We start from the raw sequence: 13,262 nt of genomic DNA on the forward strand, positions 1-13,262 counted from the left end.
ATCACTCGTTCTGGCTCGACGTCAGGGCCTCGTGAGGACCACGAGCTGCTGGGTCGCGCGCGTCATCGCGACGTAGCGGTCGACCGCTCCCTCGATGCCGAGGCCGAACGCCTCGGCATCGACGAGGACGACGAGGTCGAACTCGAGCCCCTTCGACAGCTCCGGGGTCAGCGACCGCACGCGCGACGTCTCGCGGAAGGTGGGGTCGCCGATGACGCAGGCGGTCCCGTCGGCGTGCGCGGCGAGCCAGGTCGCCAGGACCGCACCCAGGTCCGTCGTCGACCCGTGCCTGACCGGGACACCGCTCTCGCGGACCGACGTCGGGACGTTGGCATCCGGCAGCACGGCCCGGATGACGGGCTCGGCCTCCTGCATGACCTCCGCCGGCGTCCGGTAGTTGATGCTCAGGGAGGCCACCGTGATCCGGTCGAGCCCGACGCGCTCGAGCCGCTCCTCCCACGACTCGGTGAACCCGTGCCGTGCCTGGGCGCGGTCGCCGACGATGGTGAAGCTGCGGGACGGGCACCGGGCGAGCAGCATCCGCCACTCGGCGTCGGTCAGCTCCTGGGCCTCGTCCACGACCACGTGGGCGAACGGCCCGGCGAGCAGGTCCGGGTCGGCACCGGGCTCTGGAGCCACGTCGGCCAGTGCGCCGCGCAGGTCCTGGCCGCGCAGCATCGACATGACGTGCATGTCGGAGTCGTCGGTCGCGATGAGGTGGTCGACGACCTTGGCCATCTCCTCCTGCTCCGCGGCGAGAACCGCATCCCGCTGACGCCTGCGCCGTGACGCCTCCGGGTCGCCGAGCCGCAGCCGTGCCGCGTCGAGGAGCGGCAGGTCCGACACGGTCCAGGCGTCCGGCTGCGGCCGCTGGAGCGCGCGCACCTCCTCGATGCTCAGCCCGGGCGCGCAGCGACGCAGGTAGGCGGGAACCGACCACAGGTCACCGACGAGGTCGGTCGCCTCCAGCATCGGCCACGCTCGGTTCAGGGTCGTTCGAAGCTCGCGATCCCGCTCCAGCGACCTGCGGACCAGCTCGGGCGAGGCCTCCGCGTCGTCGTGCTTGTCCACGAGGATCGTGAGCAGCTCCTCCCAGACCACGTCGCGGGCCTCGTTGTGCGGCGTACCGGGCGCCGGCGCGTCGAACGCCGCTGCCCAGTCGTCGGCGCTGAGCCAGACGTCGGACCAGGGGGTCGTGACCTCCATCCCCTCGGTCGGCGGCTCCTCGTACAGCCGGACGGCCGGCTCGATGGCATCGACCAGGTCGACCGATGCCTTGAGGCGCGCCACGTCGGGATCGCTCTCGTCCGGGGCGCCGGATCCCTCGGCGACGAGGTCACGCAGGGTGCAGGTCTGCACGCCCTCCTCGCCGAGGCTCGGCAGGACGTCGCCGACGTAGGCCAGGTAGGGCTGGTGCGGGCCGACGAAGAGCACGCCGCCTCGCCGGTGGCCGAGGCGCGGGTCGGAGTAGAGGAGGTACGCGGAGCGGTGCAGGGCGACGACGGTCTTGCCCGTGCCGGGCCCGCCGTCGACGACGAGGGCGCCGCGGGATCCCGCGCGGATGATGGCGTCCTGGTCGGACTGGATCGTGGCGAGCACGTCCCGCATCCGTGGTGACCGGCTGCTGCCGAGGCTGGCGATGAACGCGGACTCGTCGTCCAGCACGGCGTTGCCCTCCAGTCCCTCCGGGGTGAAGACCTCGTCCCAGTAGTCGCTGACCCGGCCGCGGGCCCAGCGGTACCGGCGCCGGCTGGCCAGGCCCATGGGGTTGGCATGGGTCGCTCCGAAGAACGGCTCGGCTGCAGGGGAGCGCCAGTCGACGAGCAGCCGGCGACCCGCCTCGTCCGTGAGGCCGAGGCGTCCGACGTACACCGGCTCGGGGTCGTCGGGCTCCGTGCCCAACATCCGGCCGAGGCAGAGGTCCAGGCCGAACCGGCGGAGCGTGCGCAGCCGCGCCGTCAGCCGGTGGACCTCCTGGTCCCGGTCCAGCGCCGCCTGGCCCCTGCCGCCGGGGGCCCGGCGCGCCGAGTCCAGGCGGTCCGACAGGTCGGCGATCGACCGCTCGAGAGTGTGCGCGATGGCAGCGAAGTGCTCCTCGTCGCCGGCGATGAGCGTGGCGTCGGCCTTGGGGGAGAGGTGGTCGGGAAGGGCGAACGCACTGGTCGTCAGGGGTTTCACGTCGTCAGCTCCGATCAGGTTCGTGACCTCGGGTCTTGGGCCTCGACCGGCGATTCTGGGCCACGACCGGGGCCTTGCCGCAAGCCCCGGGGTGCGCTATACGTTGGGAGTGGAGAGGGAGAACCCCTCTCCTTTCTGCTGTCTGCTTCGCGACGTCCCTTGCGCCCGAGAGCCCTGCCCCAGACGCCCCCAAGTCCACGCAAAGAGCGAAAACCCTTGCGCAGCAGACATGTCGGGCATCACCTGTGAGCCGGGCAATGCGCACCTACCGTGGAACTGGCAGCCGTGTGACACGTCTGTTGCGGCGCCAGGGGGTGCGACATGCGACGACTTCGGACCTCGGGGGAGGACGAGAGGGCACGCCGCCCCGGCATGCTCGGAGGTCTCGTGGTCCAGGTCCTCGTGGCCACCACCGCGCTGGTCACGGGGCCCGCCCGGGAGGCGGATGCGGCCGTGACCCTGCCGGCGGGGTTCGTCCTGCAGGACCTCGCGACCGGGATGGTTCCGCAGTCGGCCACCGGCCCGGGAGACCTGCTGACGGACTTCGCCTACCTGCCGGACGAGAGCCTGATCGCGGTCGGGAAGTACGGCCGCGTGCAATGGGTGCCCCGCACGGGGACGCCGCGCCGGATCGCCACGCTGCCGGTGAACTCGACCTCGGACCTCGGGCTCATCAGCGTCGCCGTTGCACCCGACTACGAGACGAGCCGACACGTCTACACGGCGCGCGCCCTGTGGAGCACGGCCGCGGGTTCGGGCGCCAACGGCATCCTCCGCCTCAGCAGGTGGACGGTGACGGTCGGTGCGGACGGTGGGCCCACCGCGTTGGGCGGCGAGGTGCCGGTGCTCGAGACGTCGGCCGACGCGCCGATCCACTCCTTCGGATCGGTCATCGCCGACCGCGACGGGACGGTGTGGCTCACGGTCGGCGACGGGACGGCGAACCGGATCGAGGCGCAGGGACTGCGTGCACTGGACGTCAACGACGTGCACGGCAAGCTCCTGAGGATCCGGCCTGATGGCTCAGGCGTCCCTGGCAACCCGTTCTACGACCCGGGCCGGCCACGAGCCGCCCGCAGCCTCGTCTTCGCCAGCGGTCTGCGCAGTCCATTCCGGTTCAGCCTCGACCCGGGCACCGGACTGCCGATCCTCGGCGACGTCGGAAAGAACACGACCGAGGAGGTCGACCTCATCCGTCCGGGGTACTCGTTCGGCTGGCCGTGCTGGGAGGGGTCCCGGCCGACCGTCGGCTACACCGACCTGGCGCAGTGCTCCGGCGTCACGACGACGACGCCGCTGTGGGAGTACCCGCACAACGGCAGCGGCGCCTCCGTGACCGGCGGCGTGGTCTACGCCGGCACGGCCTACCCTGCCGCCTACCGCGGCCGCTACTTCTTCGGCGACTACATCGACCAGAAGCTGTGGACCCTCGCCTTCTCGGCCACTGGAGCGCTGACGACCGCACCCGAGCCGGGCGGCTTCGGGAGCGGCATCGGCAGGCCGGTCCGGTTCGCGACCACCCCCGGCGGGGACGTGATCTTCGCCGACATCGCCACCGCCCGGCTGCACCGGCTCGTCTACGCGCCGGGCAACCGTGCTCCCTCGGCGTCGTTCACGGCCAGCGCGGTGCCGACGACCCGGGTGGTGACCCTTGACGCCGCCGCCTCGACCGACCCGGACGGCGACGTCCTCTCCTTCGGCTGGGACCTCGGCGACGGCACGACGGCCACCGGCCAGTCCCTGACACACGCCTACTCGGCGGACGTGGACCAGGTCGACGTGACGCTCACGGTCAAGGATGCGCTCGGCGCGACCGCCTCCACCACGGAGACGGTGTATCCCGGCAACCATGCCCCCGTGCTCGCCGTCGACTGGCCGGACCCGACACTGACGTACGCCGTGGGTGAGGTGGTCCACGCGGTCGCCGGTGCCACCGACCAGGAGGACGGCCCCGTGACAGTGACGTGGACGACCCGACTGGTGCACTGCTATGCGGTCACGGACTGCCACGACCACTTCGGCGCGACGACGACCGGGCCGACGCTCGACCTCGTCATGGACGGCCACGAGGGAGACACCGAGCTGCGCATCAGCGCCTAGGCGCGACGGACAGCCGCGGAGCCGCGGTGAGTGAGGAGCTCGTCGTCCTGCCCCGACAGCACCACGTCGGCATCAGCAGCAACTGGCCGGCGGCGTTCACCATCGGCGACGAACAGGTCTCCTCAGGCCTGTTCACCGAGGGGCTCGTGCTCACCGCCGTGGCACCCGAACACGGCCATGACGGTCTCTCGGCGTTCCACGCATGGGGCGACGGGCTGACGACGCGGTCCCGCCAGCTGACCGTCGGCAGCGGGGACGTGACCCTCGACGTCGAGTACCGGACCCCGATCGACGCGCGTCACGCGACCGACGCGGCATACCGCTCCCGCCTGGGGTCTCCGGTCGGCGTCGAGCAGGGCGATCTGGGCCTGCGTTCACGGGTCTACGCCGGAGCTGTGGCGCACTGGTCACCGGGCACTGGGGTGCACTTCGTGGCCGGGGCGATCGGGCGGCGCTACGCCGGGCTGGGTGGCCCTGCCTGGTGTGGACCGCCGACCACTGACGAGGCGCGAACAGCCGGGCTGGACGGCTACGTCAACCACTTCTCCAAGGGGTGCTCGGTCTTCTGGAGCTCCGCGGGCGGCGCGCGCTGGGTCAACGGTCACATCCGCACGTTGTGGGCGAACCTCGGCTGGGAACGATCCTTCCTCGGCTATCCGCTGACCGACGTCGTCAAGACCGTGTCCGGCACGGGCTGGATGACGCGCTTCCAGGGCGGGACGGTCTTCTGGTCGTCGGCGACGGGGGCACGCTACGTCAGAGGCGCCACTCTGACGAAGTACGTGGCGATGCAGACCGATTCGTCACTGCTGAGGTACCCCACGACGCACACCACGCCCACGGCAGCCAAGGACGGGACGTGGCAGCACTTCCAGAACGGCTCCATCTTCTGGAGCGGGTCCACGGGCGCTCACTGGGTCAACGGCCACATCCGCACGCGGTGGGCCGAACTCGGCTGGGAGCGGTCCCTGCTGCGCTACCCGGTGGCGGACCTGTCGAGGACGCCGTCCGGCAACGGCTACCTGACACGCTTCCAGGGAGGCACCATCTACTGGTCCAGCGGCACCGGCGCTCGCTACCTCACCGGTGCGACGCTGACGAAGTACACGGCGATGGGGGCTGAGGCGACCGTCCTGCGCTACCCGACGACCGACACGACCCGGACGGTCAACGGTGACGGCACCTACCAGCACTTCCAGGGCGGTTCGATCTTCTGGAGCGGACCAACAGGGGCACACCCCGTGACCGGGGCGATCCGGTCGAGGTGGGCGTCCCTCGGCTGGGAGCGCTCGTGGCTGGGCTACCCGACGAGCGACCCGTTCACGGTCACGGTCGGCAGGCGGCAGAACTTCCAGCACGGCTACCTGGTGTGGAACCGGAGCACCGGGACGGTGAGCGCCTACCGGACGTGAGCCGGCCGCTCCTGCACGAAGCGCTCCTGTCGACGCGAGGGCTGGTCGAGGTGGAGCCGGCCGCGGAGCCTGCCGACCGGGCGTTCGACGAGCACCCACGACAGCCACGACACGAGCACCGCGGCGGCGATGAGGATGAGGTTGCGCGGCGTCGTGTGCTCGCCGAGCAGGAGGCTGTTGATGAAGGTCTGGTGCCAGAGGTACAGGGCGTAGCTGATCGTGCCGAAGAAGACCATGACGCGCGAGCCCACGACGCGCGAGTGCCCCGACACGGCGGCATGGACGAGCCAGACCCCGATGACCGCGTAGACCGCACCGAGCGGCCGGAAGAGCGGGTGGTCGATCTCGAGGCCGTGTCCCGGAAAGGCGGAGACGGCCACCATGACGACGAACGGGACGAGCGGGCTCACGGCAGGCAGGTCCCAGCCGCGCCCACTGACCGCGGCATGGGCGAACGCGAGCGCCACCCCGAGGAGGAGGGCGAACGCGTTCGTCTCGGTCGAGATGTCGAGGCGGATCGCGCTGCCCTGCGTCCAGACGGAGTAGAACGTGGCGAGGGCCGCCAGGCCGAGGACCACCGCGAGCGCGTGGCTGCGCAGCCACGTCATGAGGCCGATGAAGACCGCGGGCCAGACGACGTAGAACTGCTCCTCGACGGACAGCGACCACAGGTGGTTGAGCACGCCGAGGTCGGTGCCGGCGATGCGCACCCAGTTGCCGACGTAGAAGAGCGAGGCGGTGGCCGCGGTCGGGTAGGTCGAGAGGCGGTCGTCCCCCGTGGCCCACAGCAGCAGCGGGACGAGGGCGAGGAGCGCCGCGAGTGCCGGCAGGAGGCGCAGGGCGCGGCGACCCCAGAAGCGCCACAGGCTGATCGAGCCCCAGCGGTCCCACTCGCGGATGAGCAGGCTCGTGATGAGGTAGCCGGACAGCACGAAGAAGAGGGTCACGCCCGACAGCCCGCCCCAGCGCACCGGCAGCCCGGAGTGCGCGGCGACGACGAGGAGGATGGCGATTCCCCGGACGCCGTCGAGGTCGCGGTTGCGGGAGTGCTGCACGGCGAAGAGCCTAGGCGCAGGCGGTCTAGGATTGGTCCTCGGTGCCCGTGGCCGACCAGCGGCCGGGCACCTGCTCAGCCCCGGCGGCCTCCACGCCGCCCGAACCACGTCCCGGAAGGACCCTCCGTGCTCCGCACTCACGAGGCCGGCACCCTGCGTGCCGACCACGCAGGCCAGACCGTCACGCTCACCGGCTGGGTGGCGCGACGTCGAGACCACGGCGGGGTCGCCTTCCTCGACCTGCGCGACGCCTCGGGTGTGGCGCAGGTCGTCGCGCGGGACGAGGTCCTCGCCGAGGGCGGCGCGCACGACGTGCGCAACGAGTTCTGCGTCAAGGTGACCGGAGCGGTGCGCACACGCCCCGAGGGCAATGCCAACCCCGACCTGCCCACCGGCGACATCGAGGTGATCGTCAGCGAGCTCGAGGTGCTCAACCCGGCTGCTCCGCTGCCGTTCCAGATCGACGAACGCGTCTCCGTCGGGGAGGAGGCGCGCCTCAAGCACCGCTACCTCGACCTGCGCCGCCCGGGCGCCAGCTCCGCCGGAGCCGCGATCCGCCTGCGCTCCAAGGTGAACGCCGCCGCGCGTGAGGTGCTCGGCGCGCGCGACTTCGTCGAGATCGAGACGCCGACGCTGACCCGTTCGACACCCGAGGGGGCCCGCGACTTCCTCGTGCCAGCTCGCCTGGCGCCCGGCTCGTGGTACGCCCTGCCGCAGAGCCCGCAGCTGTTCAAGCAGCTGCTCATGGTCGCCGGCATGGAGCGCTACTACCAGATCGCCCGGTGCTACCGCGACGAGGACTTCCGCGCCGACCGCCAGCCGGAGTTCACCCAGCTCGACATCGAGATGAGCTTCGTCGAGCAGGACGACGTCATCGAGCTCGGCGAGGCGGTCATCCGGGCCCTCTGGCGCCTCATCGGCGTCGACCTGGACGCGCCGTTCCAGCGGATGACGTACGCCGACGCCATGGCCCGTTACGGGTCCGACAAGCCCGACCTGCGCTTCGGCAACGAGCTCGTCGAGTGCACCGAGTACTTCGCGCAGACGCCCTTCCGCGTCTTCCAGTCCGACTACGTCGGCGCGGTCGTCATGCCCGGCGGCGCCAGCCAGCCCCGCAAGCAGCTCGACGCCTGGCAGGAGTGGGCCAAGCAGCGCGGCGCACGCGGTCTCGCTTACGTCCTCGTCCAGGACGACGGCGAGCTCGGCGGTCCCGTGGCCAAGAACCTCACCGACGCGGAGCGCGGCGGCCTCGCCGCCCACGTCGGCGCCCGACCCGGCGACTGCATCTTCTTCGCGGCGGGTGCCGCCAAGCCGTCGCGCGCCCTCCTCGGTGCCGCCCGGCTCGAGATCGGCCGCCGTTGCGGGCTCATCGACGAGGACGCGTGGAGCTTCCTCTGGGTCGTCGACGCCCCGCTCTTCGAGCCGGCTGCGGACGCCGTGGCGTCGGGTGACGTCGCCGTCGGTGCCGGTGCCTGGACCGCGGTCCACCACGCGTTCACCTCGCCCAAGACCGAGTACCTCGACACGTTCGACAGCGACCCCGGGCCGGCGCTGGCCTACGCGTACGACATCGTGTGCAACGGCAACGAGATCGGTGGCGGCTCCATCCGTATCCACCAGCGCGACGTGCAGGAGCGCGTCTTCAAGGTCATGGGCCTCTCGGAGGAGGACGCGCAGGAGAAGTTCGGCTTCCTGCTCGACGCCTTCCAGTACGGCGCGCCGCCGCACGGCGGCATCGCCTTCGGCTGGGACCGCATCGTCTCGCTCCTCGCCCGCACGGACTCGATCCGCGACGTCATCGCGTTCCCCAAGTCAGGCGGTGGCTACGACCCGTTGACGGCGGCTCCGGCCCCGATCACGCCGGAGCAGCGCAAGGAGGCCGGCGTCGACGCGAAGCCGCCTGCCGAGGCCCCGGCCCCGCTGGGCGCGCCCGAGGTGAGCCCAGCGCGCAGCTGATCTCCGGGTGCACCCGTAGGCCGTGTGGCGCCCTCAGCGCGTGACGAGGACGGGCCGACTGGCCCACGCAGCGACGTCGGCGTAGCCGAGCGAGAGGTACAGGCCCCGCGCGACGTCGTTGTGGGAGTACATCCCCAGCGTGCACACGCCCGCCTCGGTGACCGCCATCCGGGTCAGGGCCGCCACGACGGTGCGCCCGAGGCCACGGCCGCGCAGCGTCGTGTCGACGGCGACGGAGGACAGGTGCGGCGCACCGGCCCGCGTCGTGCCCCAGGCGGCGACGGCCGCGAGCGACCCATCGGGTGACTCGACGGCGAACCAGCGCTCGCCGGTGCCCGGTTCGGTGTCGGCCGTGGGGGAGTGGGCCGCGAGGAACGCGGACACCTCCTCGGCCCGGGCGACGTCGTCGAGTGGACGCACGAGGTCGTGGGAGGCGTCGGCCGGGGGCGTCACGGTGGTGTGGAACCACTCCCAGTCGCCGCCCTCCATGATCCGGTAGCGCTCACGCAGCCGCGGCTCCAGGTGCTGGGGCACGCTGACCGGGAAGGCTTTTCGCTCCGGAGCGACGGTGGCGGCGATGAGGGGCAGCGCGTCGATCAGGCGAGTCGCCCCGTCGTCGCCGCCGAGGATGTTGACGGTGCGACGGATCGCCTTGCGGGACCGTTGGAAGGCCACGGCGTCATCGGCCCGCCACCACGTGTCGGCGAGGTCGGGCGTCACCTCCCAGCGCACGAAGGGGTGGTCGCCGGTCGCGGCGAGCAGGCCGGAGAGGCCGTGGCCCGTCACGACGTCCGCGGTGGCGGAACGGTGACTGCTCACTCGATGATCCCGAAACGGTCGTGCACACGCCGCAGCGGCGCCGGCGCCCACCAGTTCCAGCGGCCGAGAAGGGTCATCGTCGCCGGGACGAGCAGCATGCGCACGAGCGTGGCGTCGATGGCGACGGCCGCGACGAGGGCGAGACCCATCTGCTTGATGATGAGGATGTCCCCGGCGACGAAGCCGGCGAAGACGATGACGATGAGCAGCGCCGCTGAGGTGATGATCCGGCCCGTGCGCTGCAGCCCGAGCGAGACCGACCGGTCGTTGCCCGCGCCGTGACGATGGAACTCGACGATCCGTGACAGCAGGAACACCTCGTAGTCCATCGACAGGCCGAAGCCGAACGCGAGGACGAGGAACGGGACCATCGACTCGACAGCCCCCACCGAGCCGAAGCGCAGCAACCCCTCGAGATGACCGTCCTGGAAGATCCACACCACGACGCCGAGTGCGGCACCGAGCGAGACGACGTTGAGGACGAGGGCCTTGACCGGGACCACGAGCGAGCCGGTCATGAGGAAGAGCAGCACGAGCGTGCCGAGCACCACGAGCCCCACGGCATACGGCGCCCTCGCCCCCATCGAGTCGAGGAAGTCGATCTGCCCGGCGGCCTGCCCGGTCGTCAGCGTCCCGAAGCCGGCAGGGGTGTCGCGTACGCGGGCGACGAGCTCCTGGGCCGCATCGGACGTCGGCGGACCCTCGACCCGGAGGTCGACGCGCTGGTGGGCCGCGCCGAGCGGCTGCACCGTGACCGACTCCACGCCAGCAGCAGCGCGGAACTGGTCGGCCCAGCGGGTCACACCAGCCGTGTCGGCGGAGGCCGCGACCACCGTCACCTCGGGCGCCGAGAGCACGGGGTAGTCACGGGCGAGCTGGTCGAAGAAGACGCGCTGCTGGGCCTGCTTCGGGAGAAGCTCGGTGCCCGACGACGTGAGGCGCATCGAGAGCGTCGGGAGCGCCAGGGTCACGAGCACCACGACGACACCCACGATGACGAGTACCGGCCGACGCTGGACGACGGCCGCGAGGCGCGAGAAGACACCGACGTCGGGGGCCTGCTCGACCGCCTTGCGCGACAGGCGTTTTGCTCCCACGACGCAGAGGGCTGGCACCAGCGTGATCGCCACGACCATCGCGACGAGCACGACGCTGACGCCGGCGACGCCGATGGCCCGCATGATCGGCGCCTCGAAGAGAAGCAGCCCCGACAGGGCGATCGCGACGGTGAGCCCTGAGAAGAGGACGGTGCGTCCTGCCGTCGCGACGGTCCGCTCGGTGGCGACAGCGACCTCCTCGCGGGTCGGCACGTCGTGCCGCCGGTGCGCGAGCTCCTCCCGGAAGCGGCTCACGGTGAGGAGCCCGTAGTCGATCGAGAGGCCGAGACCGAGCAGCGTCACGATGTTGACCACCGTCGCATCGAGCTCGACGGCGTGGGAGAAGCCGAAGAGCGACAGCAGCGCCCCACCGATGGAGACCACCGCTCCCACGATCGGCAGGCCCGCGGCGACGAACCCGCCGAACACGAGCACCATGACGAGGAACGTCAGCGGCAGCGCGATGCCCTCACCTCGCAACAGGTCGCGTTCGACGGTGGTCGTGATGGCCGTGATGACCTGGCTCGTGCTGCCGACCGACCCCTGTCCGTCCACGGCCTCCGCGACCTCGAGCAGTGCTGCCTCGGCCGCTGACTCGGCCGCATCGAGGGCACTCTCGCCGAGCCCGGGCTCGAAGTCCACGACCGTGACGAACCCCCCGCCGGCAGGTGTCCCTCCCTTGAGGAGCGGGGCGACCGCGGGGTCGGACGGACCACCGGACGTCAGAAGTGGGGAGCGGACGTCCTTGACGCCGGCCAGCCGGGCCACCGCACGCGTCGCGGCCACCCCGTCGCGGAGGGTCTCCGGGTCGGAGAGGTCGGTGCCCGTCACCTGCAGCGTCAATGTCTGGAGTGCGGGACGGCTCTCGGCGATGACGTCCTGCGCGCGGGACGACTCGGAGTCGACCGTGGGGGCGCCGGAGTGGAGGCGCTCGAACAGGGACTCGCCCGTCACGCCGCCGACCGCGACCGCGAAGCACACGACGGCCGCGACGGCCCACGCCGAGGCCCAGGAGCGCGGGTGCCGCGCGAGCACTCCTCCGAGGCGGGCCAGTCGGGTGCGCGGGACCGGCCCAGCCGGTAAGGGGTTCTGCACGCGGATAGCCTTCCACAGTGATGTCGAACAGCCCGGAGGACCTCTTCGGCGCGGCCTCGGCCGCCAACCGCGGCGAACAGCCGGCCTCGGCCGGGGTCGCGCCCCTGGCCGTGCGGATGCGCCCCCGCTCGCTCGACGAGGTCCGCGGCCAGGCCAAGGTGCTGCGTCCGGGCAGCCCGCTCCGCCGCCTGATCGAGGGCTCGGGAGGTGCGGCCGGTCCACTGTCCGCGATCCTCTGGGGCCCGCCGGGTACCGGCAAGACGACGCTCGCGCACCTGGTCGCGACCGCCGCCGACCGCCGCTTCGTCGAGCTGTCGGCCGTGACGGCCGGCGTCAAGGACGTGCGCGCCGTCATGGACTCGGCGGTGCGGGAACGGGACCTCTACGCGCGGCAGACCGTGCTCTTCCTCGACGAGATCCACCGTTTCACCAAGGCACAGCAGGACGCCCTGCTGCCCGGCGTCGAGAACCGCACGGTCATCCTGGTCGCAGCGACCACGGAGAACCCGTCGTTCAGCATCATCTCGCCACTGCTGTCACGGTCCGTGCTGGTGACGCTCGAGCCGCTCACCGACTCCGAGATCGCCGACCTCCTCGGCGCGGCTCTCACCGACGAGCGTGGCTTCGACGGCGAGCACACCCTGTCCGCCGACGCGAGCGACCATCTCGTGCGGATGGCCGGCGGCGACGCCAGACGGGCCCTGACCTCGCTCGAGGCGGCGGCCGGCGTCGCACTCGACGCACAGCCCGCCGGGCGCACCTCCGTCGACCCCGTGGAGATCACCCTGGCCCACGTCGAGCAGGCTGTCGCGCAGGCCGCGGTCCGCTACGACCGTGCGGGCGACCAGCACTACGACGTCGCGAGCGCGCTCATCAAGTCGATGCGGGGCAGCGACGTCGACGCGGCCCTGCACTACCTCGCGCGCATGCTCGAGGCGGGGGAGGACCCGCGCTTCATCGCCCGGCGCATCGTCATCTCCGCGAGCGAGGACGTCGGCATGGGCGACCCCACCGCCCTGCAGACCGCCGTCGCGGCGATGCACGCGGTCGCCCAGATCGGGATGCCGGAGGCGCGCATCATCCTCGCCCAGGCGGTCGTGCACAACGCCATGGCGCCCAAGTCCAACGCGGCATACGTCGGCATCAACGAGGCGATCGCGGACGTACGCGCGGGGCGCGGTGGCGTGGTTCCCGCCCACCTGCGGGGGAGCGGCTACGCCGGGGCCGAGCGGCTCGGGCACGGCAAGGGGTACGTCTACGCCCATGACGAGCCCGACGGCGTGGCCGCCCAGCAGTACCTCCCCGACGACCTCCACGACACCGTCAGCTACTACCGGCCAACGGACCGGGGTTTCGAGGAGCGCCTCCGGGCGCGGTGGGAGTGGCTGTCCGGGCGGCTGGGACGCACTCGCAGCCAGTGAGGCCGGGGCCCCTCCGGGCACTCCGCGTCGTAGTTGTTACGGCCACGGAGACACTCAGCGGACATTGTGTCGTGCAGGCCTTTACTCGGTAACGATTTGTCATCCATGCACGTCTCGGTGCTTGGACAG

General features: G+C 71.7%; 8 protein-coding genes. 4 read left to right on the plus strand and 4 right to left on the minus strand.

Going from position 1 to position 13,262, the window contains the following annotated elements:
* Positions 1 to 21: 21 nt before the first annotated feature.
* Positions 22 to 2,178 carry an RNA polymerase recycling motor ATPase HelR gene (gene helR / locus ACFQU3_RS14940; RefSeq protein ID WP_385911111.1) on the minus strand — a complete coding sequence of 719 codons (2,157 nt, stop codon included), beginning with the start codon at positions 2,176 to 2,178 and terminating at the stop codon, positions 22 to 24.
* Positions 2,179 to 2,499: 321 nt separating this feature from the next.
* Here helR and ACFQU3_RS14945 point away from each other — a divergent pair, with 321 nt between their 5' ends.
* On the plus strand, positions 2,500 to 4,278 hold the full coding sequence (locus ACFQU3_RS14945; protein WP_385911113.1) for a PQQ-dependent sugar dehydrogenase: 1,779 nt from the start codon (positions 2,500 to 2,502) through the stop codon (positions 4,276 to 4,278).
* A gap of 26 nt (positions 4,279 to 4,304) precedes the next feature.
* A complete protein-coding gene (locus tag ACFQU3_RS14950; protein ID WP_385911115.1) occupies positions 4,305 to 5,690 on the plus strand; it encodes an LGFP repeat-containing protein in 1,386 nt (461 codons plus the stop codon).
* Here the strand turns inward: ACFQU3_RS14950 and ACFQU3_RS14955 are convergent.
* Complete coding sequence (locus ACFQU3_RS14955) at positions 5,678 to 6,745, minus strand: acyltransferase family protein (protein ID WP_385911117.1); 1,068 nt, start codon at positions 6,743 to 6,745, stop codon at positions 5,678 to 5,680. The genes ACFQU3_RS14950 and ACFQU3_RS14955 overlap by 13 nt on opposite strands.
* Before the next feature lie 126 nt (positions 6,746 to 6,871).
* On the opposite strand from ACFQU3_RS14955, the gene aspS reads away from it, so the two are divergent.
* The gene (gene aspS, locus ACFQU3_RS14960) at positions 6,872 to 8,701 is read left to right on the plus strand and encodes an aspartate--tRNA ligase (protein WP_385911119.1); all 1,830 of its coding nucleotides are present in this window, start codon (positions 6,872 to 6,874) and stop codon (positions 8,699 to 8,701) included.
* A gap of 33 nt (positions 8,702 to 8,734) precedes the next feature.
* Here the strand turns inward: aspS and ACFQU3_RS14965 are convergent, their stop codons facing one another.
* Both ACFQU3_RS14965 and ACFQU3_RS14970 read right to left on the minus strand, forming a co-directional pair.
* On the minus strand, positions 8,735 to 9,520 hold the full coding sequence (locus ACFQU3_RS14965) for a GNAT family N-acetyltransferase (protein WP_385911121.1): 786 nt from the start codon (positions 9,518 to 9,520) through the stop codon (positions 8,735 to 8,737).
* Positions 9,517 to 11,712, minus strand: a complete 2,196-nt coding sequence (locus ACFQU3_RS14970) for an MMPL family transporter (protein ID WP_385911123.1) — start codon at positions 11,710 to 11,712, stop codon at positions 9,517 to 9,519. The genes ACFQU3_RS14965 and ACFQU3_RS14970 overlap by 4 nt, the downstream gene beginning before the upstream one ends.
* Before the next feature lie 20 nt (positions 11,713 to 11,732).
* On the opposite strand from ACFQU3_RS14970, the gene ACFQU3_RS14975 reads away from it, so the two are divergent.
* Positions 11,733 to 13,133, plus strand: a complete 1,401-nt coding sequence (locus tag ACFQU3_RS14975; RefSeq protein ID WP_385911125.1) for a replication-associated recombination protein A — start codon at positions 11,733 to 11,735, stop codon at positions 13,131 to 13,133.
* Positions 13,134 to 13,262: the final 129 nt, after the last annotated feature.

The sequence above is a fragment of the Terrabacter sp. GCM10028922 genome (assembly GCF_042666095.1).
Taxonomy (GTDB): Bacteria; Actinomycetota; Actinomycetes; order Actinomycetales; family Dermatophilaceae; genus Terrabacter.

Coding starts and splice junctions, on each gene's coding strand:
- ACFQU3_RS14945 (WP_385911113.1), top strand. CDS start 2,500: ATGCGACGACTTCGGACCTCGGGGGAGGACGAGAGGGCACGCCGCCCC.
- ACFQU3_RS14975 (WP_385911125.1), top strand. CDS start 11,733: ATGTCGAACAGCCCGGAGGACCTCTTCGGCGCGGCCTCGGCCGCCAAC.